This window comes from Mesorhizobium zhangyense (assembly GCF_011045115.1).
Classification (GTDB): domain Bacteria; phylum Pseudomonadota; class Alphaproteobacteria; order Rhizobiales; family Rhizobiaceae; genus Mesorhizobium_M; species Mesorhizobium_M zhangyense.
On record NZ_JAAKZG010000004.1, the window covers coordinates 302,432 to 327,829 of the forward strand.

Annotated in this window: 21 protein-coding genes and 3 pseudogenes; 6 read left to right on the forward strand and 18 right to left on the reverse strand. The window is 61.3% G+C overall.

Annotated features, from left to right (window positions below):
• Positions 1-42 precede the first annotated feature (42 nt).
• The 4 genes from bhcD to bhcA are packed head-to-tail and all read right to left on the reverse strand — an operon-like array spanning position 43 to position 4,358.
• Positions 43-1,008, reverse strand: coding sequence for an iminosuccinate reductase BhcD (bhcD, locus tag G6N74_RS11300; RefSeq protein ID WP_165117300.1), 966 nt, complete (start codon positions 1,006-1,008; stop codon positions 43-45).
• Positions 1,008-2,171 (reverse strand): 3-hydroxy-D-aspartate aldolase BhcC, encoded by a 1,164-nt coding sequence (gene bhcC / locus G6N74_RS11305; RefSeq protein WP_165117302.1) that lies wholly within the window; start codon positions 2,169-2,171, stop codon positions 1,008-1,010. The genes bhcD and bhcC overlap by 1 nt, the downstream gene beginning before the upstream one ends.
• Positions 2,172-2,184: 13 nt before the next feature.
• Positions 2,185-3,150, reverse strand: a complete 966-nt coding sequence (bhcB, locus tag G6N74_RS11310) for a beta-hydroxyaspartate dehydratase BhcB (protein WP_205826661.1) — start codon at positions 3,148-3,150, stop codon at positions 2,185-2,187.
• Positions 3,151-3,167: 17 nt separating this feature from the next.
• Complete coding sequence (bhcA, locus tag G6N74_RS11315; protein ID WP_165117305.1) at positions 3,168-4,358, reverse strand: L-aspartate--glyoxylate aminotransferase BhcA; 1,191 nt, start codon at positions 4,356-4,358, stop codon at positions 3,168-3,170.
• On the opposite strand from bhcA, the gene G6N74_RS11320 reads away from it, so the two are divergent.
• A complete protein-coding gene (locus G6N74_RS11320) occupies positions 4,357-4,692 on the forward strand; it encodes a hypothetical protein (protein ID WP_165117306.1) in 336 nt (111 codons plus the stop codon). The two genes, bhcA and G6N74_RS11320, sit on opposite strands and share 2 nt — an antisense overlap.
• Here the strand turns inward: G6N74_RS11320 and G6N74_RS11325 are convergent.
• Both G6N74_RS11325 and G6N74_RS11330 read right to left on the reverse strand, forming a co-directional pair.
• Positions 4,656-7,472 (reverse strand): autotransporter domain-containing protein, encoded by a 2,817-nt coding sequence (locus tag G6N74_RS11325; protein ID WP_165117307.1) that lies wholly within the window; start codon positions 7,470-7,472, stop codon positions 4,656-4,658. The two genes, G6N74_RS11320 and G6N74_RS11325, sit on opposite strands and share 37 nt — an antisense overlap.
• A 177-nt stretch (positions 7,473-7,649) precedes the next feature.
• Positions 7,650-8,222: a MurR/RpiR family transcriptional regulator gene (locus G6N74_RS11330; RefSeq protein WP_205826634.1), complete on the reverse strand. Its 573-nt coding sequence runs from the start codon at positions 8,220-8,222 to the stop codon at positions 7,650-7,652.
• A gap of 119 nt (positions 8,223-8,341) precedes the next feature.
• Here G6N74_RS11330 and G6N74_RS11335 point away from each other — a divergent pair, with 119 nt between their 5' ends.
• The 3 genes and pseudogenes from G6N74_RS11335 to G6N74_RS30725 form a co-directional block, all read left to right on the forward strand.
• Positions 8,342-8,548 (forward strand): type II toxin-antitoxin system VapB family antitoxin, encoded by a 207-nt coding sequence (locus G6N74_RS11335; protein ID WP_165117308.1) that lies wholly within the window; start codon positions 8,342-8,344, stop codon positions 8,546-8,548.
• Positions 8,548-9,611 (forward strand): annotated as a pseudogene (locus tag G6N74_RS11340) (site-specific integrase). The gene G6N74_RS11335 and the pseudogene G6N74_RS11340 overlap by 1 nt, the downstream one beginning before the upstream one ends.
• Positions 9,584-9,769: pseudogene (locus G6N74_RS30725) on the forward strand (hypothetical protein); the annotation flags it as partial. The pseudogenes G6N74_RS11340 and G6N74_RS30725, both read left to right, overlap by 28 nt.
• Here G6N74_RS30725 and G6N74_RS11345 read toward each other — a convergent pair.
• The 11 genes and pseudogenes from G6N74_RS11345 to G6N74_RS11395 all read right to left on the reverse strand — a co-directional run.
• Positions 9,766-10,767 (reverse strand): annotated as a pseudogene (locus G6N74_RS11345) (mechanosensitive ion channel family protein); the annotation flags it as partial. The pseudogenes G6N74_RS30725 and G6N74_RS11345 sit on opposite strands and share 4 nt — an antisense overlap.
• Positions 10,768-10,811: 44 nt before the next feature.
• On the reverse strand, positions 10,812-11,210 hold the full coding sequence (locus G6N74_RS11350) for a RidA family protein (RefSeq protein ID WP_165117309.1): 399 nt from the start codon (positions 11,208-11,210) through the stop codon (positions 10,812-10,814).
• Between the two features lie 16 nt (positions 11,211-11,226).
• The gene (locus tag G6N74_RS11355; protein ID WP_165117311.1) at positions 11,227-12,210 is read right to left on the reverse strand and encodes an ABC transporter ATP-binding protein; all 984 of its coding nucleotides are present in this window, start codon (positions 12,208-12,210) and stop codon (positions 11,227-11,229) included.
• Positions 12,207-13,181, reverse strand: coding sequence for an ABC transporter ATP-binding protein (locus G6N74_RS11360; RefSeq protein ID WP_165117313.1), 975 nt, complete (start codon positions 13,179-13,181; stop codon positions 12,207-12,209). The genes G6N74_RS11355 and G6N74_RS11360 overlap by 4 nt, the downstream gene beginning before the upstream one ends.
• Positions 13,178-14,719 (reverse strand): gamma-glutamyltransferase family protein, encoded by a 1,542-nt coding sequence (locus G6N74_RS11365; RefSeq protein ID WP_165117315.1) that lies wholly within the window; start codon positions 14,717-14,719, stop codon positions 13,178-13,180. Before G6N74_RS11365 ends, G6N74_RS11360 begins: the two co-directional genes overlap by 4 nt.
• Positions 14,712-15,614, reverse strand: a complete 903-nt coding sequence (locus tag G6N74_RS11370; RefSeq protein ID WP_165117317.1) for a polysaccharide deacetylase family protein — start codon at positions 15,612-15,614, stop codon at positions 14,712-14,714. Before G6N74_RS11370 ends, G6N74_RS11365 begins: the two co-directional genes overlap by 8 nt.
• Before the next feature lie 10 nt (positions 15,615-15,624).
• Positions 15,625-16,413 carry an SDR family NAD(P)-dependent oxidoreductase gene (locus G6N74_RS11375; RefSeq protein ID WP_312857864.1) on the reverse strand — a complete coding sequence of 263 codons (789 nt, stop codon included), beginning with the start codon at positions 16,411-16,413 and terminating at the stop codon, positions 15,625-15,627.
• 10 nt (positions 16,414-16,423) lie between these two features.
• Entirely contained in the window at positions 16,424-17,287 is an 864-nt protein-coding gene (locus G6N74_RS11380; RefSeq protein WP_165117321.1) for an ABC transporter permease, read from the reverse strand.
• Positions 17,287-18,213, reverse strand: a complete 927-nt coding sequence (locus G6N74_RS11385; RefSeq protein WP_165117323.1) for an ABC transporter permease — start codon at positions 18,211-18,213, stop codon at positions 17,287-17,289. The genes G6N74_RS11380 and G6N74_RS11385 overlap by 1 nt, the downstream gene beginning before the upstream one ends.
• Before the next feature lie 158 nt (positions 18,214-18,371).
• Positions 18,372-19,880, reverse strand: a complete 1,509-nt coding sequence (locus G6N74_RS11390) for an ABC transporter substrate-binding protein (RefSeq protein ID WP_165117325.1) — start codon at positions 19,878-19,880, stop codon at positions 18,372-18,374.
• Positions 19,877-20,659 carry a GntR family transcriptional regulator gene (locus G6N74_RS11395; protein ID WP_165117326.1) on the reverse strand — a complete coding sequence of 261 codons (783 nt, stop codon included), beginning with the start codon at positions 20,657-20,659 and terminating at the stop codon, positions 19,877-19,879. The genes G6N74_RS11390 and G6N74_RS11395 overlap by 4 nt, the downstream gene beginning before the upstream one ends.
• Before the next feature lie 392 nt (positions 20,660-21,051).
• Between G6N74_RS11395 and G6N74_RS11400 the strand changes: the two genes are divergently transcribed.
• Together G6N74_RS11400 and G6N74_RS11405 are read left to right on the forward strand one after the other, a co-directional pair.
• A complete protein-coding gene (locus G6N74_RS11400) occupies positions 21,052-22,557 on the forward strand; it encodes an ABC transporter substrate-binding protein (protein ID WP_165117327.1) in 1,506 nt (501 codons plus the stop codon).
• A gap of 70 nt (positions 22,558-22,627) precedes the next feature.
• Entirely contained in the window at positions 22,628-23,857 is a 1,230-nt protein-coding gene (locus tag G6N74_RS11405) for a metal-dependent hydrolase family protein (protein ID WP_165117328.1), read from the forward strand.
• Between the two features lie 12 nt (positions 23,858-23,869).
• Here the strand turns inward: G6N74_RS11405 and G6N74_RS11410 are convergent, their stop codons facing one another.
• Positions 23,870-25,390: a M81 family metallopeptidase gene (locus tag G6N74_RS11410; protein WP_165117329.1), complete on the reverse strand. Its 1,521-nt coding sequence runs from the start codon at positions 25,388-25,390 to the stop codon at positions 23,870-23,872.
• Between the last annotated feature and the right edge of the window lie 8 nt (positions 25,391-25,398).

Here is a 25,398-nt window from a genome sequence, read left to right on the forward strand (position 1 = left end):
AGATGCCCAGTCGAATCTTATTCGACTGGGCAGACGCTTGCGTCAAAAATCAACGTCGATGGCGACGCCATTTTCAATGGCGAGTTTCACGACCGAGGACGCGACGGCAAGATCCTGAAGACCGACGCCGGTGCCGTCGAACAGAGTGATGTAATCATTCGAAACGCGTCCGGCATCCGTACCGTTCACGACTGCGCCAAGTTCGCGGATGTCTGCTTCGGCAACGGTCCCTGCTGCAATGGCGTGCTGGCACTCGCCGATGCTTATCGACTGCGCGACCTCGTCCGTAAACAGCCGCGCGCGTGCGACCAGCGCCACGTCGACTTCCTGCTTGCCCTTGGTGTCGGTGCCCATGCAGGCAATGTGCGTTCCCGGCCTCACCCCATCGGACATCAGCAATGGCTTGAAGCTCGAGGTGATCGTCACGATGACGTCGGACCGAGCGGCGAGATCGTCCAGCGAAACGCTCTCGAACGGCAGGCCGAGTTCTTCAGCCACCTTTGCCAGGCTGTCGAGTTTCTCGGCAGAGCGGTTCCAGGCCACGACACGCTCGAACTTGCGCTGCCTTGCTACCGCACGCAGTTGAAACGCCGCCTGGTGACCCGCGCCGACGATGCCCAGAACCTTTGCGTCCTGCCGCGCGAGATGGGCAACCGAAACCGCGGCTGCAGCGGCCGTGCGCAATGCAGTCAACAAATTCCCGCCAACGATCGCCCGGCACTTTCCGGTGTCGGCTTCGAACAGAAAGATCGTCGATTGATGGTTGGTCAAGCCTTTTGCGGCGTTGCCCGGCCAGTAGCCGCCGGACTTCAGGCCGAGATCGAGCGTGGCCTTGTCGAAACCGGACTTGAACCCGTAAAGCGCCTCGGCATGTCCGATCGCTTCGCGCACGACCGGAAAGTTTTTTGCTTTCCCCGCCGCCATCGACGCAAAGACCTTTTCCACCGCTTCGAAAGCGGCCTCGCGCGTCATGAGGTTCGCGATTTCACGCTCGGGAACGATCAGCATCAGTAGGCCTTGCCGCGGGCGGACACAGGCCAGAGCGTCTCGACCTTGCCGTTACGGACACCGACATACCAGTCGTGGACATTGCAGGTCGGGTCACAGTGTCCCGGAACAAGCTTCAGTTTGTCGTTGATCTTCAAAACGCCGTTCGGATCGGAAATGACACCATGCTCGTCCGAGCATTTGACGTATTCCACATCCTTACGGCCATAGACGAACGGCAGCCCGCTATCGACCGACTGGGCCTTGAGGCCGGCATCGCAGATCGCCTTGTCGGCTTTTGCGTGAGACATGACAGAGGTCAGGATGAACAGCGCATTCTCCCACTCGCCATCATCGATGCGCTTACCGTCCTTGTCGTGAATGCGTCCGTAGTCGGCGTCCATGAATGCGTAGGAGCCGCATTGCAGTTCGTTATAAACTCCGGACGTTCCTTCGAAATAATAGGACCCCGTGCCACCGCCGCCGACGATGTCGCATGCAAGGCCCTCTTTCTTCAGCGCTTCGACCGCATCGCTGACCTGCGCCACGGCGATATCGATCTTTGCCTTGCGATCCTCGAATTTGTCGAGATGCTGCATGGCGCCCTGATAAGCCTGGATGCCTGAGAATTTCAGGCCCTTTGCAGCGTGGACGGCCCTGGCGATTTCCACCACCGCTTCCGTCGTCACGACACCGCAACGGCCGGCGCCACAATCGATCTCGACCAGGCATTCGATCTCGGTGCCGTGTTTATGGGCAGCCCTGGAGAGATCGGCGACATTGGCCAGATCGTCGACGCAGACGATCGTGCGCGCGCCGAGTTTCGGCAACCGGGCCAGGCGGTCTATCTTGGCTGCGTCCCGCACCTGGTTGGACACCAATACGTCCTTGATGCCGCCGCGCGCGAAAACCTCGGCCTCCGAAACCTTCTGGCAGCACACGCCGCATGATCCGCCAAGCTTTTCCTGAAGTTTGGCAACATCGACCGATTTATGCATCTTGCCGTGGACGCGGTGCCTGACACCCATCTTCTTTGCAATGTCGCCCATCTTCCTGATGTTGCGCTCGAGCGCATCGAGGTCGAGCACAAGGCAGGGCGTCTGGATATCGGCCTCGTTCATGCCGGGGATGGCGGGAACGTCGAAGCCGACATCGAGGTTTTCGATCCTGGTCATATCGTTCATCAGATTTGCTCCTTCAGGCCTGCATCCAGGGCAGCTTGGCCAGATCGACATTGCCACCGGTGACGATGACACCAACGCGTTTGCCGCGGAAGGTGTCGGGGTTCTTCAAAATGGTTGCCAGCGGCACGGCGGAGCTCGGCTCCATGACGATCTTCATGCGCTGCCATATCAGCTTCATCGCATCGACGATCTCGGTCTCGCTGGCCGTCAGGACATCGGCGACGTAGGTTGAGACGAAATGCCAGGTAAGTTCCTTCAACGGCACCTTCAGCCCATCCGCTATCGTTTCCGGCGCGTCGTCTGCGATAATGCGGCCGGCGCGGAAGCTGCGTGCCGCATCGTCTGCCTGTTCAGGTTCGGCCGCAATGACCTTCACATCAGGGGCAATCGTCGCAAGCGTCAGGCATGTGCCGGAAATCATGCCGCCGCCGCCGATCGGCGCCACGACCATGTCCAGCCCGCCGCCGAAATCCTTCATCTGCTCCATCAGCTCCAGGCTGCATGTACCCTGCCCGGCGATCACCCTCGGATCGTTGTAGGGATGAACGAAGTCGGCGCCGGTTTCTGCATGCACCCGCGCGAAATACTCTTCGCGGCTCGAAGTGGATGGCTCGCATTCGGTGATGATGCCGCCATATCCACGCACCGCGTCCTTCTTCGCCTGTGGTGCGGTACGCGGCATGACGACATGGCATGGAATTCCCCGCCGCCCGGCCGCATAGCTGAGCGACAATGCGTGATTGCCCGAGGAATGCGTGGCGACACCTTTGCGCGCTTCTCCGTCGCTCAGGCCGAAGACGGCATTGGAGGCGCCGCGAACCTTGAAGGCGCCCGCCTTCTGGAAATTCTCGCATTTGAAGAAGAGTTCCGCGCCGGTAAGGCCATCGAGATAGCTCGACCGCAGGACCGGTGTGCGATGAATGTGCGGTTTGACCCGCTCATAAGCCGCCCTGACATCATCGAAAGTGGGGATGTACATCTCAGCCGCGTCCTTCATCAAGCTGCCGCCTTCGCGCGAACCTTGCCGCCCAGCCGGTAGACCTCCTGTGCCGCTGCAACCCCCGAGCCGAGCCTGATCGGCAGGCCGAGATCTACCATGACCATCTCGACGGTCGCCAACCCCGAAAGCATCATAGCATCCGTCAGACTGCCGAGGTGGCCAATGCGGAAGACCTTTCCCGCAACGTCGCCAAGCCCCACGCCAAAGGCCATGTCGTATTGGCTGGCGGCACGCGTGACGATCTCCGTCGCATTGAAGCCTTCCGGCGTCCGGATGGCGCTGACGGTATCTGAATAGAGGTCCGGCGACACGGCACAAAGCGGCATGTTCCAGGCGCGGGCCGCGGCACGGACACCTTCTGCTATTCGCGCATGACGGGCGAAGACATTCTCCAGCCCCTCGTCGAGCAGCATGGAAATCGACAGCCGCAGACCGTTCATCAGCCCGAACGGCGGGGTGTAGGGAAATGCGTTGCTGGCGTAGCTTTTGGCCATGTCGCGAACGTCAAAAAAGGCGCGCGGCAAGCCGGCGGTTTCGACAGCCTTCATCGCTTTCTTGGAAAAGCCGACGATCGCAAGCCCGGGCGGCAGCATGAAACCTTTCTGGGAACCGGTGACCGCCACGTCGACACCCCATTCGTCGAACCTGAAATCCATCGAGGCGATGGAACTGACCCCATCTACGAAGAGCATTGCGGGGTGGCCCGCTGCATCGATGGCACGGCGCACGGCTGCGATGTCGGATTTGACGCCGGTTGCCGTTTCGTTGTGGGTGGCGAGAACCACCTTGATGCGATGGTCGCGATCCGCCCTCAGCAACTCCTCGTAACGTTCCGTCGGTATGCCCTCGCCCCAAGGCGCCTGAACAACTTCCACGTCGAGGCCATGGCGCTGGCACATATCGATCCAGCGATGCGAGAACATGCCGTTACGGGCGGCGAGAACCTTGTCGCCGCCCGAAAGCGTATTCGTAATCGCCGTCTCCCAGCCGCCGGTTCCCGTGGACGGGAAGATGAAGATTTGCGCATCGCGCGACTTCAGGACCGTTCGCACGCCCTCGAGGCAAGGTGCGAGAATGCTTCCGAATACCGGCGAGCGGTGATCGATGGTTGGCATGGAGCAGGCGTTGCGGATGGCCTCCGGCATGTTGGTCGGGCCAGGGATGAAAACCGGATTCTGAAAGCTCATGGGACGCTCCATCGGACATATTTCGCCTACCTTAGGCATTTGCGATGGAATTATCTATTTTTTTGGAAAAGTTTTTCTTTTTGACTTGAAAAACTATTTATCCATGAATTTCAAAATGTTGACTTTTTCAAAAAGGATTGCGTTCTCGGTGAGGATAAAAAATTACGGCCTCTATGTTTCGGATTTGCTCTGTCTAAAGCAGCAACCGCGATCCCGTTCGCACCAACTTTCGTTCTTGCAACAGGATCCCGAAACCAGCTTTGATCCGGATCTGAACGTTCTTCAGGCCGATAGTGGTCAGAACCTCACGGCAAGGTCGAGCTTGAAGCTGTGATCCTGTGCCTGGCTGGCGACTTGGCCGGCATAGACGAAGCCGAGTGTGGCAGCCTTCGCAATCTGCAGGTCCAGTCCGGCTTCGATCGCGAGCGCGTCCTTGGCGATCGGCAGACCTTCGATCGCGAAAGGCGTGCCGCCGGCAAAGCTGAAGGTGGAGGTCGGCACGGTGTCGCCGAAGGCATGACGCCAGCCCAGCATGCCGCGGGCGGTTGCGGCGAGGCTGCCGATGTCGAAGTCGGTAGCGGCGTGTGCGCCGAGTGTTGTGAAGGTTACATCGGTGGTGGACGCTGCGGAAAAGAGACCCATCCCGCTGCCTTTTTCGGCAAAGCCGTCCGCCCTGACGCTTGCATATGCCAGTCCGGCAAAAGGTTCCAGGCGGAGATTGCCAGCCGTCATGCGATAGCCGAGTTCGCCGAAGACCTGTGCGGTGCCTGCGTCATAGTCTGCTGCCGGCTTGCCGTCGAAATCATAGAAATAGCTGCTGAACCGAGGCGCGCGCCGGGTTTCAATATCGTGCCATGTGTAGGCAGCACCCGTCCGCAGGGCGACCGCACCCCACTCGGTGCCGGCATAAAGGCCGAGGTGTATATTCTTGGAGGAGCCTGACGAGGATGTACGCGGGCTCTCGAATGTGGTCTGGCTGTAGCCGCCGAGCACGCCGACCCGCCAGGCGTCGCCCACAGCCGCGTCGCCGCCGAACAGCACGCCGCCGATGGAGTGGTCAAGGCCCGCCGCATTGTCCGTCCCATCGCGTTTTCCCCAAGCGCCGAGCGCCTGGCTCCAGACCGCGAAACGATCGGTCGTGGCGGGAGCGAGTTCCGGCCCGTCCGGGCCATAGGCCATGACCGGCAACGCCGGGGTGCCGACATCTGCAAAGGCAGTGCGAAGGCGTGATGAAGCCGCATCGCTGATGAGACTGGTTTGCGTGACCAGCGTGCCGGCAAGCGAGGGATGGATCTCGCCGGTAAGCTGGTTGAAGGCGACGGCTGCCCCATCCGCGTTCAGGGTCGTGACGATGCCGTAGAGCTGGTTGTCCAGGCCGAGGCTTTCGATGCCTCCCGCGACCCCTGCACCGTTGCGTGTGGTGGCGACGTCGGCGAAGGCGACGCTGTTGCGCGAGACGTCGAGATAGACATTCGTCGGATCATAGATGAGATCGAAATCGAGGAAGGCATAGCAGTTGCAGACATCCGCGAACTGTCCAGTGACGTCGCCATCTGCAGACAGGATCGTGTGGCGCGCATCGCCACCATAGGCGCCGGGCTCGAACGCGACATCGACCGACCCGCCCTCGATCGTGGCCGTGCCTGTGACGTCGAGACGGCTCGTGCCGTCTGGCGCGCCGAGTTCCACGACCAGCCAGGTGTTCTCGCGCTGGCGATAATTGCCGTCGATGGTCAGCGTGCCGCCGTCGCGATTCCAGCCGGCGTAGACCGCACCATTGTTGTCCACGTCGCCGAAGATCGTGCCGGTGCCGGCGAGCGTGCCGGCCGGATCAATGAGCGTATCGGATGTTATGCTGCCGTTAACGGCAAGCACGCCGCCGGCGATGCGGGTGTCGCCGAGATAGGCGCTGTCACCAGTCAGGACAAGCACGCCATTGCCCGACTTCATCAGCCCGCCATCGCCGGTGATGTCGTTTTCCCATACGCTTTTGCCTTCGTCGATCACGGCGTGGAAGTCGCTCCAGTCGAACTTGCCAGGTCCGAGCACTGCCTTGCCGGCATCGAGCAGGCCGTAACCGAAGATCTCGTCCACGCCCGGAGCGCCGACATCCCGGGCCGTCCCGAGCAGAACCTGGCGCACTTGCTCCATGGTCATGTAAGGAAACATTTGCGCAACCAGCGCGGCAGTGCCGGCTACAAACGGTGCAGCCAATGAGGTGCCCCATTCCTTGCTGTATCCGCCGCCTGCATTGGCAACCAAAATGTCGTCCCGGTCTCCTATCCAGACCCATTGTTTGCCGCCGTCGTCCCACTCCCAGACGTCGCCGCCGCCAGGTGCTGCCAGGCACCAGTTCATGGCGACGCCGCAACGATTCGACCATATCGGCATATCGCCGGGCGCAACCGCGGCGACCGCCAGCCAACCGGACTCCAGTTCCGGAAAATAGAAGGGAAGGCCCGCGTTTATGGCGGGTTGGCTCCATCCTTCATTTCCCGTGGCCCAGATCAGAAGAGCTCCTTCGGCGACAGCGCGACGATAAACCGGAAGCTCCCGTTCAAAGCCGCTCTCCGCTTCTTCGAAGGTAATATCCGTAGTCGGGCGTAAAAACCCATAGCTGTTGTTCAAGATGCGCACTCCACGCTCGACGAGCATCGAGATGCCATAAAGATCGCCGTATTCATCTCCGCCGTACCTGTTGGCAGAAACGATCATTGCTCCGGGAGCCACGCCATGCATGCCGACTCCATCGCGATTGGCGGCAATAATGGATGCAACTGAAGTGCCGTGGTTCTCCGCGTCCACGTTCCAGGGATACGATGGATCGAAAGTGACACCTTCGATATAGCGCCCCACAAATTCAGGATGATTTATGTCAAGACCACCATCGATCAGTCCCACCATGACCCCGCTGCCATCGAGCCCCTTCGCATAGGCATCGGCAGCATTGATGAAATCGAGCCCCCATTGCGCGCGGTATTCCGGGGTGCGCCAGCTTTCCGGATCAGTCGGGTCGCCGGAGGTCTGTGCACTGGCGGAGCCAGAGAAGCTACCGCAAAGCGCGGTCGACAAGAGAAGCGCTGCGACACGGCTTATAAACAATCTACCCGACATTTCAAAAAAGCCCCAAGCCATTACCCGCAGCAATAATGGAAAATAGCCCGAGCGGATCAATACGGCAGATGTCGTATTTCGATTGTAGGCGTAACGGGAGACCAGGTGCGCGGCACCTCACCGCGGACAGACATTGTGAAAATTCGAACCGCGTTTCATCTCCATTCCCGGAAACCTTTATTCCAGGTCGCCCAGCTCCTCATGGACACCGGAGATGATGTCGGCGCGCTGTGTGGCCGAGCGGCCGGCATGCGCGGCGTAGGTCAAGGCCAGGAACCGGATCGCGCTGACGATCGTGGTATGCGAGGGCCCGAGACCAAAGCTGGAGACATGGCAAGGCAACACGACCTTCGAATAACGCTGAGCCTGCGCAGCATAAATGCGGTCTGTGATCGTGACGACGCTCATCGGTGTCGCTTGTGCATAACTCAGCATCGAGGTAAGCAGCTTCGGCGCCGGCGGCAGCGTGATCAACAGCAACGCATCGCGCGGCCCGGTCATGGCGAGGTCTTCCGCCCATGATGCCTGATTGACCCCGAGGATCATGACGCTGTGGCGCAGCCGGGCGAACATCAGCCTTGCGTAGCGCGCCAATCCCTCCTCCATGCCTAGCCCGAGAACCCAGAGCCGCGGCGCCTCGTGGATATGCTCGGCGGCTTCTCGTACACGGTCTGAGCGCAATTCCTCGAAGGTCTTGGTAAGGTTCTTGAGCTCCAGTTCGAGATGCGTGCCAACGGTCTTGCCGAGCACGATCTACTCGCATCCTCTCTCTGCTCGATGATAGGGAAAGTCTGCGAGTATCGTGGAATTTGTCGCGTCGCATGCTATCTAGGTAGAATGCGGATTTTTAGGAATCTGGGAACCTTCACGTGGCATTGAGCGTCAAAGACAAAGAGACCGAGCAACTGGCGAGCGCGCTGGAAGAGCGCCTACGTCGCGGCAGCTCCGACGCCCGCAAGGCCGCGTTGCTGGAAGACCTGGTTGCGAGCCGCCGGCACTGGGCGGCCTTGCCCGTGCTCGACGCGCGCAGCGTCGATGAGATCCTCGGCTACGACGAGAATGGACTGCCGAACTGATGGTCATCGACACCTCGGCGATCGTCGCTATCGCCCTTGATGAAACACTCGCCGATCACGCCCGCGACTACGTCGAGGCGGCGAGTTCAGCCAACACGCGCCGCGCCTACGCTGCCGACTGGAAGCATTTTACCACCTGGTGCCGGCGTCAGCACCTGGATGCCCTGCCACCGGACCCGCAGGTGGTTAGGCTTTACATCACTGCCTGTGCGTCCGGCAGTACAGTCGGTACGGCCAGCCGGGGCAAAAAGCCGAACTCAGTGTCGACGATCGAGCGCCGCCTTTCCTCTCTGTCTTGGAATTATGCCCAGCGCGGCCAATCATTTGACCGCAAGGACCGGCATATTGCCACTGTAATGGCTGGAATTCGTAATTCACACGCCACTCCACCCCGCCAGAAGGAAGCCATCCTGCCCGAGGATCTTACCGCCATGCTGGAAACGCTTGATCGTGGCACTTTGCGCGGCCTAAGAGATAGAGCCATGCTTTTGCTCGGCTTCGCCGGCGGCTTGCGCCGCTCGGAAATTGTCGGTCTCGACGTTGGTCGGGACCAGACCGAAGACGGCCGTGGCTGGATCGAGGTTCTCGACAAGGGCGTTCTTGTCAGACTGCGGGGAAAAACCGGCTGGCGCGAGGCTGAAATCAGCCGCGGCTCCTCCGATGCAACCTGCCCCGTTGTCGCGCTGCAGACCTGGCTGAAACTGGCAAAGATTGTTCATGGGCCGCTATTCCGGCGAGTCACAGGCCAGGGCAAGCAAGTCGGCGCCAACCGGCTGAACGATCAGGAAGTGGCGCGACTCGTCAAGAAAGCAATTCTTGCTGCCGGATTGCGTGGTGATTTGTCCAAAGACGAGCGCGTTCAAAAGTTTTCCGGCCATTCGCTGCGTGCCGGCCTCACCTCCTCGGCCAAGGTCGCCGAACGCCAGTCTACAAGCAGTTCGGTCATGTCTCGGCCGAAATGACTCGCCGTGACCGCTTCCGCGTCAATTTCACCAAGGCGTCCGGATCGTCGGAAGTGACCAAACCAAACCCTGACGCGGCCTGTCGTCAATGGACGGCTTGATCGCTGCCATCGCGATTGCACAGAATCTAGTCCTGGCGACGCCCAACACCAAGGATTTTGAGGGTTTTGGCATCGAGCTCTTCAACCTTTGGGACCGACGACAGCGCTCGTCTATTGAATCTCAAAGCCATGACGCCACAGATGTCGGTTGCTCCTAGCCCCCCGCAGCCTGAGCGGCTGTCTTGCGGGCTCGTGCTGTCGTGGAAGCTGCAGCAGCGGCGGCAGACTTCTCGTCGTTGCCCACTTGCACGGTGGGTTGGGCAAACTCGATCCCGTTGGCAAAGAACGTATCGCGGATCATGGTGTAGGCTCGCCGCCTCACGCCCGTTTGGTAGCCGGGTTTCGTCGTGATGGAGAAGCTCAGCTCCATGCCGAAATCCCCGAACTGCTCGACACCCTTCATCTTCACGGTTTCTATGATTTGAGGCGCTATTTCCGGATCTTCGAGCAACTCGGCGCCAACCACCTTCACCAGTTTCTTGACCTTCCTGATGTCGGTATCGAAGGGAACGCGGATCAGGAATTTGTCGATCGCCCAGTCCCGGCTCATATTTTCGACCGCGCTCAGTTCGCCGAAAGGAACGGTGAATACCGGACCACGATGGTGCCGCAACCTGACAGATCGCAGGCTGAAGGACTCCACGGTGCCCTTGTAGCTGCGGCTCTGAATGTATTCCCCGACGCGGAACGCGTCGTCCAGCATGTAGAAGACACCGCTGATCACGTCCTTGACCAGCGTCTGCGACCCAAACCCGATGGCGACGCCAAATATGCCGGCGCCCGCAATCAACGGAGCGATCTGCACGCCAAGCTCGGACAGCACCATGAGAACAGCCACCGCGGCAATCAAAACGGCCAGCATGTTGCGGAAGATCGGCAGCAGCGTGCGCAGACGCCCCCTGCGCGCTGCTTCAGCCGCATCGAGCGGGTCGGCGGATGAAGCGATCTCCAGTTTTCTGGCGATATAGGCTTTCGACAGCTGCCAGAGCAGATCGGCAACAAGCAGGGTTATGACGCCGCGCAACACCCCGCGCATAAGCTGGGTCGTGACGGCGTCGTTTTGCATGAGCGTGCCGGGGCTCAGTCGCAGGATCGCGCTAAGCCACAATACGGCAAGCAGAATGACCAGCGCCCGCGCGCCGCGAACGATCAGCACGGCACCATGCGTGACCCGTCTGCCGTTCTGTCGGCCTAATGCAGTCAGGCAGCGGCGATCGCTTCGATTTCGATCAACCAGGCGGGATCGTAGGGGCCGGCGATGACGGTCGAAAGCGCGACCATCCGGTCGCCCATGATCTCGAAGCGGACCGCGGCGTTTTCATCGCGATACTCGTAGCCCGCCAGGAACACCGTCACCTTGACGAGATCGTCGAGGCTCATCCCAGCCGCTGCGAGCTGCCGTTCGACGTTTCTCCAGGCAAGCCGCGCCTGCGCCTTGAAGCCGCTCGGGCGGGCACCGTCCGCCTCCACAGGAATCTGCCCGCTGATATAAAGTGTATGGCTGACATTTCTGATCTCAATGCCCTGCGCATAGCGCCGATGCACCGTCTGCGGTGCATCGGGGGCGTTGATCTCGTGTCTGGAAAATTCCTGTTTCATCGGTCCTCGACGTCTCTCATGTAGCAGGCGCCCGGATGTGGCAGGCAGCCAGTCTCTCCGCGCCCACCGACATCAGCGGCGGCTGCGTCTCGTGGCATATGCTCTCGGCCAATGGGCAGCGGGTCACGAACTTGCAGCCCTTTGGCGGGTTGGCCGGGCTCGGCAGATCGCCTTTCAGCACGATGCGGCGGCGCTGGCGCTGCAGGACCGGGTCTGGTAGCGGCACCGCCGAAAGCAAAGCCTCCGTATAGGGATGTACCGGATTGGCGAAGACCGTGGTCGTCGGTCCGGTCTCCACCAGATGGCCGAGATACATCACAGCCACCTTGTCCGCGAAATGCCGCACGACCGACAGGTCATGGCTGATGAAGAGATAGGACAGCCCGAGCCTCTGTTGCAGTTCGAGCAGCAGGTTGAGTATCTGCGAGCGGATCGACACATCGAGCGCAGAGACCGGCTCGTCCAGTATGAGCAGCTTCGGGTTGAGCGCGAGCGCGCGGGCAATCACGATGCGCTGGCGCTGGCCGCCGGAAAAGGCATTGGGCTTGCGATCCGCATGCTGCGGATGCAGCCCCACCATCTTCAACAGTTCCGCCACACGCTCCTTCCGCTCGGCTGCTGAACCGACGTGCTGGATATGCAGTGGCTCTGCGATGCTCTCGCCGATGGTGAGCTTGGGGTTGAGAGCGGAAACGGGGTCCTGGAAAACGATCTGCACGTCGCGCGACAGCGAACGCCGCGTTGCCGCCAGCCCATGCACGATTGGCTTTCCTTCAAAGGTGATACTGCCGGCAGACGGCGTGATCATGCCGAGCACGGCCGCGCCCAGGGTGGACTTGCCGCAACCGGATTCGCCCACCAGCGCAACGCTTTCGCCGCGGCGGATGTCCAGATCGACGCCGTCGACTGCCTTGACCCAGCCCGCAGGCCGGCCAAGCAACCCGCCCCGGATGGGAAAATGGACCTTGAGATCCCTGACGGAAAGCAGGATGTCGCTCATGCGATCTCTCCCACACGGTCAGCGTGCCAGCAGGCGGCATTGCCCTGGTCGCTCCGTGCCGCAAGCGGCGGCTGGCTTTCCAGGCAGGGCTTGTCGGCCAGCGGGCAACGCGGATTGAAGCGGCAGCCTACAGGCCATTGGCCTATGTCGGGGACCAGTCCCTCGATGGTCGGCAGGATGCTTTTGGGTTCGTCGTCGAGCCGCGGGATGGTCGACAGGAGAAGCCGGGTATAGGGATGCTCCTGCCTGGCAAACAGCGCGTCCACCGGCGCCTCCTCGACAACGCGGCCGGCATACATCACCGCGACGCGGTCGGCCATGTCGGCAACCACGCCCATGTCGTGGGTAATCAGCAGGATCGCCGTGCCGGTCTCGTCACGCAGGCGCTTCATCAACTCCAGTATCTGCGCCTGGATGGTGACGTCGAGTGCGGTTGTCGGTTCGTCTGCGATGAGCAGTCTCGGCTGGCAGATCAGGGCCATGGCGATCATCGCACGCTGGCACATCCCGCCCGAAAGTTCGAAGGGATATTGTCCGAAGCGGATTTCCGGTTCCGGAATGCCAACTTCCTCCAGCATCGCGATTGCCGCCTTTCGGGCCGACTTGCCGTTCAGGCCGCGATGAACCACGAGGCTCTCCTCGATCTGATGCCCGATCTTCATCAGCGGATTGAGCGAGGCGACCGGCTCCTGAAAGATCATGGCGAACTCGTTGCCACGCATCCGCCGCCGCTCTCTTTCAGGGAGCGTCAGCATGTTCTTGCCGCCGAGATTGATCGAGCCACCCGCGACACGCGCCACCTTCGGCAAGAGCCCCATGACCGAAAATGCCGTCATGGACTTGCCACAACCGGACTCGCCGACGAGCGACAGGATTTCACCCTGGCTGACATGGAAACTGACGCCGTCGACCACCGGATTTCCGCCAATGGTCACCCGCAGGTCGTTCACCTGGAGAAGAGGTGCCGTCATGCGCCCTCCGCCCTCACCGCGGCCCAGGGATGGTTTGGATGGGCCATGCCGATATTCTCCGCTCCATCACGCAGCACTGCCGACGGCACGGCGAACTTCACCGGGTAGAGCGTGTCGGCCACTATTTCCACCGGGAACTCCTCACCGAGCCGGGCGGCTACATCGGGACGTGCATTGTCATTCACCTTGATCTGAACGCCGCTGGCGTCGATGCGCGGGGCGTGCATGGCTTCCTCCAGCGACATGCCGAAGGCCGCGACATAGGAGAGGATTTGCGTCACTGCCGGCATGATCTGCCGTCCGCCGGCCGCCCCCAGAGCGAGTTTCGGCCGCCCGTCCTTGAGGACGACGATTGGGCACATATTGGCAAGCGGCTTCACGCCCGGCGCGATCGAGTTCGGCTGGCCCGGCCTTGGATCGAACCACATCATCCCGTTGTTCATCAGAAGGTCGAGCGACGGCAGCACTACTTTCGAGCCGAAGCGCGACAAAAGCGTGTTCGTCAGCGAAACCATGGTCCCGTTGCGATCGACCACGCTGACATGGGTGGTGCAGCTCTCGCCGCTGGCATGGCCAAGTGTCTTCAGTCTGCGTTCGGAAGCACGGCGGATGGCACGCGCAAAGGCAAGTGCGGTGCGACCCGACAGCGGCCCTTCGGCTGGGAGTGTCGCATCCAGTTCGCCCAGCGCCTCGACCATGGTCGGCCCGCCCGAAAGTCCTGGCATGGCGTTGACTTCCAGCCCGCGATACTCGGCCTTGAGTGGCGCGCACCATTCCGGTGCGTAAGCGGCGAGTTCCTTGCCGTCGATCGGGCAACCGCCGGCATGGAGTTCTGCGACCAATGTGCGAGCGACTTCGCCCTCGTATAAATCCCGCGCACCAGCCGCAGCCAGACGTTCCAGCATCGCTGCCTTGCGTGGCATGGGAATGGTCCGCACCGCGCCCAGTTCCTGCACGCGCGGTGCTCGACCGTCCTTGAGGAAAAGTGCTGCGGATCCTGGAAAACGCCCCAACCCCTCGGCGTCCATGGCCAGGCACAGAACTGTGTACCAGTCGAGCACAAGGCCATTTCGTGCATGTTCGATGGCCGGTTGAAGAGCATCAGCGAAGCTGATCGTGCCGAACCGCTGCAACGCTTCGGCGAGGCCGGCAACCGCACCGGGAATGCAGATCGAACCATAGCCAAAAAGGTTGCGATCCTCCCGCACCTGCGGCCAGTCGAACCAGTCGCCGTCGCGTCCCGGAACGATCGGATAGTCGGCGGAATTTAGGTTACGGGAGGCGCGCACATTGAAATCGAGCGTGTCGACAGCGCCGGTAGCTCCGTCCGCATGCAACAGGAAGCCGCCGCCGCCGATGCCCGACAGCCATGGTTCCACCACGCTGAGGGTCAGCGCGGTGGTTACGGCAGCGTCCATCGCGTTACCGCCGCGAGCAAGCACAGCTGCGCCGGCCTCAGCCGCCAGCCAGTTCTGGCAGGCGACCAGCCCCGAAGCGGTGCGCAATTCGCGCTTGCGGACGTTCCAATGCTCACCCATGATCTTGTCCGAACCTCCGCTTTCCGATCGCTTGCGGAATGGCGCTTTCCACGGCGAAACGTCCCTGATTTGCTGAAGTGGCGTGGTGCTTCGCTATCTCCGCTGCGGTCGCCACCCAGGCTGACTGTTCAGCGACTATCGCCTCCAGCAGTTCTTCCAGAAGCGCGATGCGCTGTGCCCGGCCCGAAATCCAGTCATGCACGGTCAGCGTGAACAGTCCGCCGAAGCGATGCAGCATACGCCATTCACTGAGCCAGTCCTGCAGCACCGCCCGGCCCGACTGATATGGCCACTTGTCACGGCCACCGCCTTCGAACTTGAAGAAGATGGCATCGTCGATCGCCCATTGCACCGGAATCTCCAGCACGCCGTCGATCTCGTAAGGATGGTCGAAACCGGACAGCGAGGAATCATAGGCCAACCCGAGCCGCTTCACCTCGCGCAGCATATGCGGCGTCATCTCCCAGGCGGGCGAGCGGAAGCCTACCGGCCTGGCGCCCGTCTGCCGCACGAACAGCTCCATGCTTGCCTCAAGCGCGCCGGTGAACTCGTCGTCGGAGACTTCTGAAACGATCTCGTGAAAATAACCGTGCAGGCCTATCTCGTGGCCACCCTCGAGAATGGCCGGCAGGATTTCCGGATTTGCCTCGACGGCAAACGCGGGCACGTAGAAGCTGGCCTTCACGCGATAGCGGGCGAACAGATCGAGCAGCCGGTAGAGCCCGGTGCGTGGGCCGAAGCGACGGATTTCCAGTGTTCCGAGCCGGTCGGGAACACCGTCGCGCTGCGCCCACATATAGGGCACCTGCGCATCGACATCGACCGACAGCAGCGTTGCCGAGGTCTTTCCACTCGGCCATTCATAAGCGGGCAATGGAGTTCGGGTTTGCGTCATTGTCGTCTCCTCACAAGGCCTTCTTCTTGGCCTGAAAGACGGCCTGCGATCCGATGGAGTTGCCGCCATCCACCGTCAGCGTGGCGCCGGTGACATATCCGGCCGCCTCCGAACTGACGTAGAGGACCGCCGACGCCACGTCTTGCCTGGAGGACGGGCGTCCAAGCGGGATCGAGCCCAGGACCGCATCGACATGCTCATCCGGCAGGCTGCTGACTTCGCTGCCGGCAATGAAGCCCGGTTCAACTGCATTGACGCGAATGCCGTATTCGGCGAGTTCGAGGGCAAAGCCCTTGGTCAGCCGGTCGAGCGCTGTCTTCGAGGTGCAATAGGGCACGACCGTTGTGCGCATCTTGCGGGCGGCACCCGATGAGATGTTGACGATGGAGCCGCCCTTGCCGGCATCGATCATCTGCCTTGCAAAGAGCTTGGAAAGCAGGAACGGCGCGCGCAGGTTCACGCCCATGATGGCATCCCAGTCTTCGATCGAAATGTCGAGCAGGAAGCCGGACGGATAGATGCCGGCATTGTTGACGAGAATGTCCGGTGCACCCCATTCATCGGCCACACGGCCGGCGAAGGCTGTCATCGAGGCCGCATCTGTCAAATCCGCAGCAAAAGCGAGATGTCCCGTGCCTGGCAGCTCATCGCGTATCGCCTTGATGCGGTTCTCATTGCGGTCGGTCAGGCAGAGCGTGGCGCCCTCGGCTGCGAAAGCCGCCGCGATCCAGCCGCCGATGATACCTGCAGCGCCCGTGACCACGACCTTCTTGCCGTTGAATTCAGTACCGAAATTCACGAAATGTCTCCTAACGCGAGCGCGGATCGAGGCGGTCACGCATGTGATCGCCGATGAGGTTGATGGCCAGAACGAGCAGGAACAGGGCAACGCCGGGGAATGTGGCGATCCACCAGGCCGTGCCGACATAATTGCGGCCGGTCGAAAGCATAGCGCCCCAGCTCGATGTCGGTGGCTGTACGCCCAGCCCGAGGAAGGACAGGCCCGCCTCGAACAGCACCATCAGCCCGAACTCCAGCGTGGCCACCACGATCAGCCCTCCCGCGATGTTGGGCAGGATGTGCCGCGAGAGCAGCCTGAACCAGCCCGCACCCATGAAACGGGAAAGCCTGACATAGGGCATGTTGGCAACGGAAAGCGTTTGGCCATAGGCCACGCGCGCATAACGCGGCCAGCGCGTCAGCGCGAGCACGATGACCACGTTGGTCAGGCTCGGGCCCAATACCGCAACTGTGATGATGGCGAGCAGGATCGCCGGCACCGAAAGCACGATGTCGACGAGCCGCATCAGCACGGTCTCGACCCAGCCGCGATAGAAGGCGGCGACCATGCCGAGCGTGCTTCCGAAGATGCCCGACAGCGCGACGGAGGCGAAGGCCACCAGCAGCGACACGCGCGCGCCATAGATGATGCGGCTCAGCACGTCGCGGCCAAGCTCGTCGGTGCCGAGATAATAGACGATGCCGCGGCTGGAAAAGCCGGGCGCCTTGAGCCGCGCGAGCAGGTTCTGAGCGTTGGGATCGACCGGCGAAACGAGCGGCGCGAAGATCGCCATAAGGACCAACCCGGCAAGGATCGCCAGGAAAGGCACCACGGTCCATGGAAGGCGTCTCGTCTTTGCGGGCCGCGCCACGGCAGCGGATGAGGACACCATCAGGCGTTTCCTTCCAGCCGAATGCGCGGGTCGATGATGCTGTAGAGCAGGTCGGCGACCAGGTTGAGCACGATCGCGGTGACGGCGCCGAGCAGAACGACGCCCTGCACAAGCATGAAGTCGCGCGCGTTGATCGCCTGAACGGTCAATTGGCCAAGCCCCGGCCACGCGAAAACGGTCTCGACGATGACCGCCCCCGCCAGCAGATTGGCAATCTCCAGGGCAGCGACCGTTACGACAGGTATCGCTGCATTGCGCAGCAGGTGGCGCGCGACGATGCGGTGCATCGGCAAGCCCTTGGCATGGCCGGTGCGGACATAATCCTTCTCAAGCTCGTCAAGCACGGCCGTACGTGCAACCCGGGCGAAAGTCGCCATCGACAACAGGCCCAGCGCTATCGACGGCATGATCAGGCTCGACCAGCTTCTTGCCCCTGATGGCGGCAGCCAGCCAAGCCAGACCGCGAAGACAATGATCATGAGAATCGCGCTCCAGAAGGTCGGCATCGACTGGCCGGCAAGCACGAAGCCCATCATGGCCTTGGCTTCCGGCTTACCGCGCCGGACAGCCATGGCCACACCAAGCGGAATGCCGATGCCGAAGGCGACGAGCAGCGCTCCTCCGGCGAGCATCAACGTGTAGGGAAGCCTGCTCAGGATCAGCGTCCAGACCGGCACGTTCTGGACATAGGAGCGACCGAAGTCGAACATAATCAGGCCGGAGAGATAATCGAAATACTGAACCGCCAGCGGCCTGTCGAAGCCCAGCGAGGTACGCATCGCTTCAATGTCGGCCTGGGTGGCGTTTTGCGGAACGAGCAGCAGCACGGGGTCGCCCGCCAGCCGCTGCAGAAAGAAGATCAGTGTGATCACGCCCAGCACGGCAACGAAGGCCTGCAGGGCGCGCTTGAGAAAGAATGCCGACAACGCTTGTTGTTCCCCTTGTTATCGTTGAGGCCGGCCGGCCGCCCTAAAGCGCGTCGCGATCTTTCAGATTCGCTTCCCGCGCTTTAAGTCTTTGTTTTTACGCATGTCGTTATCGCAAAACCGCTGCACACTTTTACGCGACATGCTCTAGGTTGCCGTCAGTCCTGCCACTTCATGCGATTCAGGAAGAGGCTCTCGTTGGCAGTGGGCTGCCACTCAAGGCTCTTGGCTGCGCCATAGATGATCGCAGCCTGGTAGAGGGGCACCAGCGGCACTTCTTCGGCAACATGGGTGCTAACCTTGCGATAGGCTTCCAGCCGCCCCTTCTCGTCCAGTGTATTGCGCGCCTCGTCCAACAGCTTGTCGATCTCCGGGCTGGAACCCGAAGCCCAGGAACTTGACGAATGCAGCAGTGGAAAGAGCACGCCATCGACGTCCTGGCAGGCGCAGGACCAGCGGCCGAAGGAGATGGCGGCCTGGCTCGCCGGTGCACTCTGTGCACGCTTGAGATAGGTGGCCATATCCGTCATCTCGATATCGACCTTGAGCCCGGCGTCGGTGAGCATCTGGGCCACCGCCTGCACGATGCGCTGATCGAAAGCCGGTGCGGTGGCGAAGCCAACCTGCTTGCCGGTGGCGCCGGCTTCGGCGATCAGTTTCTTGGCGTCTTCAAGATTGTAGTCGTAGTTCTTGATGCCTTCGACGTAGCCGAAATGCGCGGGCATCGCCATTTGCGTTGCCGGCTTGTCGACGCCGCCGAGCAGACCGTCCACGATCGTCTGCTTGTCGATCGCTTCCGCCACGGCCTGTCGCACGCGCTTGTCGTCGAATGGCGGCAGGTTGGGGTTGAGCTTCACATAGCCGATCCGTTCGGTCAGGACCGACAGCGTCTTTGCACTGGCGGAACTTTCAAGCTGGGCGGCAAGATCGGTATCAAGCCCCACAGCGAGATCGGTGGTGCCGGCCTGAAGGTTGGCAACGCGCGTGGCGGCATCGGGGACAGCCCGGAATTCCACCGTCGGGAACACGCCCTTATCCCCCCAATAGTCGTCATTGCGCTCAAGCGCGACGGCAACACCCTTCTGCCAACTCACGAACTTGTAGGGGCCCGAACCGATAGGAGCGGCGTTGAAGGCATCGTCGCCCTTCGCCTCCACCACATGCTGCGGCACGATCGAAAGCTTCACGAGTTGCGCAAGGAGGACCGGGTAAGCGCCATCCGTCTTGATCGTCACCTCGTGATCGCCGGTAGCCTCGGCCGAGACGATCTTGTTGAACTGGCCGAGTTGCGGGCTGGCAAAGGCCGGGTTGATGATGCGGTTGACGCTGAAGGCGACATCCTTGGCAGTCAGTGGCGTGCCGTCGTGGAATTTCACATCGTCGCGGATATTGAACACCACCTCGGTGTCGGAGCGGTAGCTCCATTCGGTGGCAATCTGCGGCACGATCTTGCCCGCGTCGTCGCGCGTCAAAAGATTGTCGAAGATGTTGCGATAGACGTAGTAGCTGTCCGGGTTCCACTGCTTCTGGGGATCGAGCGAGGAAGGCTCGTTGGTCAGGTCGACCACGAACTGGTCCTTCGCCTGCGCCGGCTGAAGCGCCAGCGGAGAGCAGGCCAGGACCAGGCCTGCCAGAAGCGAGCGGAACGGACGGCTGACTGTTTTCATCCTCGCAAGGTCCTTGTCTTGTCGGTTGCGGATTTATGTTGAGAGCCGCTGGCCTTGCTCTTGCCGGCGGAGCGGCGAGCAGACTTACCGCCCACCATGGCTTCCGACTCCAGGAAGCGGTCGAGCAGGTAGGTTTCCAGGGCGGTGTTGGCAGTGGCGAGATGCTCAAGTGCATCGGCCTTGCGCCCGTCGATGATCGCCTCCACCAGCCGCGACCGGTTGGCAGGGATAAGCCTGACGCGCCCGCTGACCTCGAAGAAATTGACGAGACGGACTGCACGATCCCACAGATCGGAAAGCCAGCCGTGGACAATCGGCATTGCGAGCCGGCCCGCGAGCAGTTCAAGAATATCCCTCTCGCAGCGACGGATCGTCGGGACGATGTCGGTATCCAGCGCCTGGCGCTGGGTAAGCGCGATATGCATCTCGGCAAACCCCTTCAGCCGTTGCCGATCGGTGTCATCGAGCATCGCGGAGGAGATAAGCGGCTCCAGCTGGCGCCGTGCGGCACTGAGCTCACGGATTTCACCGGCCGAGACTGGCGTGACCGACCACCCGCTGCGCGCGCTGGAGGAAACAAGGCCGCTCGCCTTGAGTTTCGCCAGCGCCGAGCGTACCGCGCCACGCCCCAATGCGAATTCCTCGGCAAGCGCTGCCTCCGAAAGGCGTTCGCCAGGCGCCAGCACACAGGTCACGATTGCATTGCGCAATGCGGCTTCCGCAATCTCCGCTTTTCCGGCGGCGGGCAATGGAGATGCGTATGTGTCGTTATCCAGCATGCGAAACTAACCTCTTAGTTTTTTATTTTGATATCTCTATACGAAAAAGGAAGGGTTCATTTTCTCTCTTTCCTTCCACCAGGAGAAATTTATCTCACCATCCGACGCCCAGCATAATGAACAGCAAAGCATATGCCGGAATTGCGGCGATCCTGGCATTTCTTTCGCGGGACGGAAAGGTCGGAATGGCTTTTCAATGTGGCTGCAAGTTTTAGAAAAACGGGCTGTTGCGCTGTCATGTAGCGCATGTCAGGATCATGACTTGATATTGCAATACAAGCATCTGAGATGTCAGATTGCAATATCAAATTTGAGCGGCATGCTCGCTCCGGAAGGTGATCAACTTTTAAAGTCGGGGGAACCGACGCGTCTGTTGAAAGAAAGATGAACCGATGCGCCTGAAGAATCTCATACTCGCCGCGATGCTCGCGGCATCATCGCTCACAGCATCACCATCCCTGGCCGCGGCCAAGGATCTGCTGGTGGTGGATTTCATTGCCGAGCCGAGTTCGCTCGACCCGCACGTGCAGTGGAACACCGATAGTTTCAATGTCTACCGCAATATCTTCGACAATCTGCTGACGCGCGACGATCAGGGTCAGATCGCGCCGCAGATCGCAACCGAGTGGAAATACCTCTCCGACACCGAGGTCGAGTTCAAGATCCGCGATGGTGTGAAATTCCACGACGGCAAGCCGCTTACGGCCGAGGACGTCGCGTTCAGCATCAAGCGTATTACCGACCCGGCCTTCGCAAGTCCCCAGCTCGGCCAGTTCAACCAGATCGCCGACGCGGTTGCGAAGGATCCCACCACGGTGGTGGTGACGACCAAGGGGCCTTACCCCGTTCTACTCGCACAGCTGACCAAGCTGTCGATCGTGCCCAAGCACGTGGTAGAGTCCGTCAGCAAGGACGAGTTCAATCTCAAGCCGGTTGGCAGCGGTCCTTACAAGTTCGAAAGCTGGAACCGCGGCGTCGAAGTGGTGGTAGCCCGCAATGACGACTACTGGGGTCAGAAAGGCGCATTCCCGAAGGTGGCCTTCCGCGCAGTGCCCGACGGCTCGACCCGTATCGCCAACCTGCAGTCCGGCACCACCGACCTTGCCAGCAACTTCAACAATGACCTCGCTGCACAGCTGGAATCGTCCGGCCAGGGCAAGGTGTTGCCGGTCAAGGGCGAACGCATCGCCTATTTCTCGCTCAACGTGAACAAGCCGCCGCTCAACGACAAGCGGGTCCGCCTTGCCATCGCACATGCCATCGACAAGCAGGGTATCACCGAAGGCATTCTCGGCGGTTTCGACACACCGCTGGACGAACTGACTTCGCCGGTTTCTTTCGGTTTCGTCGAAGGCATCAAGGCGCCTGAATACAACCCCGAAAAGGCCAAGGAAATCCTGGCCGAGGTCGGCGACGCGGCCAAGGCCGAGATCACGCTCCTGACCACCCCGGTCTATGACCAGCGCGTGGTTCAGGCGATCCAGCAGATGCTGACGGATGTCGGCCTCAATGTGAAGATCGAGTCTACGGACATGGGCAACTGGATGCAGCGCATGCAATCCGGCCCCGACACCATCCCCTCTTCCTCATTCGGCCGTTGGAGCTGCGGCTGCCAGGATGCCGACGGAATTCTCTATCCGCTTCTGCATTCGTCCAGCAACTGGGCAAGCATCAAGGACGAGCGGATCGACAAGGCGTTGGATGAGGCGCGTTCCACGATCGATCAAGCCAAGCGATTGGAACTCTACAAGACGGTCCACCAGATTGTCGCCGACGAGAACTATGTCATCCCGCTCTACCAGGCGTCAGTGATCTACGGCGCGGCAAAGGAAGTCGAGTTCTCACCCTTGCCGAACGAAAACCTGTTCCTGAACCGTATCGGCTGGTCGGGCAACTGAGGCATTCACAACACTTTCGAACCGGGCGCTCCAGCGCCCGGTTTTGCCGTTTGAGGAGGAGCGCAGATTTATGAAGGGCCAGTCCGTGATTACCGTCATTGAAAATGCCAACGTCGTCGATGTCAGCTCAGCTACCATTCTTCCCGACCGTCATGTCGTTGTGGAAGACGGGCTGATAAAGGCGATCGAGGAGGGCAAGGTGCCCGCCATCCCGGAGGCTCAACGCATTGCGGCCAATGGCGGCTTCGTCATTCCTGGTCTTATCGACGCCCATGTTCACGTGACCGCCTACACGGCCAATCTCGGCGAGTTACCGCAGCAGTCGCCGATGTACGTTGCTGCGCGCTCCGCGCAGGTGCTTCGCGGCATGCTGAAACGCGGCTTCACCACCGTGCGCGATGTCGGCGGGGCGGAATTCGGCATTGCTCGGGCTGTCGAGGAAGGATTGTTCGCGGGACCGCGCATCCTCTATGGCGGCAAGGCACTGTCCCCTAGCGGCGGCCATGGCGACCATCGCGCGATGGGCGTCGACCGCTTGGACGAGACCTATGCGCAGGTGAGCCTTGGCCGCCGCTGCGACGGCCTGGACGAAGTGCGCCGCGCTGCTCGCGACGAGATCCGCCGCGGCGCCCATCACATCAAGATCATGGCGAATGGCGGCATTTCCTCGCCCACGGATCGCATCACCTCCGATCAGTTCTCGGAAGACGAAATCGCAGCCATAGTCAACGAAGCGGCCATGGCTGACCTCTACGTCGTCTCGCACACCTACACAGCCCGTTCCGTGGCACGCGCGGTGCGCAACGGCGTGCGCTCTATCGAACACGGCAACCTGCTCGATGAAGAGACTGTCGCACTGATGAAAAAAGCCGGCAGCTTTCTGACGCCGACACTGTCCTGCTTTCGCGCCCTTGCGGAGGTCGGGGCCGAAAGCGGCTTCCCGAAGGACCGAATGGACAAGATCAGGCTCGTGCTGGACTCAGGCATTCGCGCGGTGGAACTCGCCTACCGCGCTGGCGTGCCGATGGCCTATGGCACGGACCTGATCGGTCCGATGCACGACCGCCAGCTTCACGAATTCCAACTGCGCTCGGATGTCGTGCCTCCGGCCAACCTGCTCCGGTCTGCAACAAGCACGGCGGCAGAGTTGGTCCGGCTGGAAAACGAGATCGGCCATGTACGGCCGGGCTATCGCGCCGACCTCAACCTTCTTGCGGCCAATCCACTCGACAAGGGCGTTCTGGAGAACTTCGCCTCGCATCTGCGCCATACCATCAAGGGTGGCGTGGTCCAGGATTGATACGGCCGAACGTCAGCTCCAGCGGAAGGCGATCTCGCATTCCGCCGCCACCTGCCGGTCCCATTCCGCCTTGTCGAGCTCTGCGAGTGGCAGGATCGTTTTGGCGCGCCGCGTAAAGGGAAAACGCCGCGCGTCCGTCGAGGCATAACCGCCGCTATCCACCACGAACACGCCCTGTTCAGCGAGCGGGGTGAACGACGTGCGGAAATGGTTGCTGGACTTCACATGGATGATCGCCTTGCTTTCCAGGTTGATGCCCTGGCTGCGGAAGGCCTGCGTATCGTAGGCCTGGATGCGTTCCGTGACGATCGCGATATGCCCCGCCTCGCCCACACGCAGCACAGCGCCCAGGCCGCCTTCAAGCAGTTCGCCATGGAGATTCGCGCCTTCGTTGCGGTAGCGAACGTCCTCGACGCGTTCCACCATGGCGTCGGCAACGAAAGGCCTGCCGTCTCGCATCGCACCCATCGGCACGCGGCCGCGATTGCCGACGCCAATTGCCCTGGCTGCCAATACGGCCTCGCCGTCGACCATGAAGCCAGCGGCAAACGGCAGCGCCTGCGCGGCGAGCGCGGCAAACACATCGGCGACATTGGCGACCCCGCCCGAGCCGGGATTATCGCCGGCATCACCGATGACGACGCGTCCCTGGGCAGCGCGGGCAAAAATCTCTACCGCCGCTTCTTCGAAGGAGGGCGCCGGCTTGGTTACGGCCTCTCGCCGCTGCCAGACCGCCTCTGCCATATCCCGATAAGCCTGTCGCATGGCGTCCTCGTCCGTCCCGGTCACCAGAACCGAACTGCCGACCTCGTCTGAATCGACATATGGAAAACCACCCATGACGACGACGTCGGCAAGGCCTGGACGCTGCTCGACATCATTCGACAACGCCACCAATTCGGAAAAGGGAAAGGCATCGCTGGTCTGGGCGCTCATCGGGGCCGCGACCGGCAACCGGAAACGCCGCGTGTGCCAGGGCGTGAGATCGAGCGTGAGCTGCATGAGCTTCTTGCCGCGCGCATGGGTGTCTGCGTGCGGATAAAGCTTCCCACCGATCACGACATCGACCACGTGAGGCAATTCCGGCTCGACATTGGCGTGGAAATCCAGCGGCACGGCAATGCGGACATGTGGCCCCACCACCGCCAGCACCTTCCGGGCCAGGTCGGTTTCCGGCGCAGCAACGCCCTCGACCACCAGCGCACCATGCAGAAGCAACGCCACCACGTCGACCGGACCGCTGGCCGCAATCTCCTCAAGCGAGGCTATGATTTCCTTCACCAGCCGATGGTAGCCCGCATTGTCTAGCGTCCCGCCCGGCAGGCAACCGGTGCAGACACCGTAGGCAATATCGTAGCCCGCCTCGTCGAGCGCTTGCGTGACGCCGCCGAGCCAATTGCCGGTGGAGCCGAATTCACGGCGCACATCCTCGCCACGGAAATACTGCGCCGACAGGAAGCCTTCATACGATGCCTTGACCGGCGTGAATGCGTTGGCTTCATGGAAAAGCTGGATGACGGCAGCGCGGGGCATGGGTGATT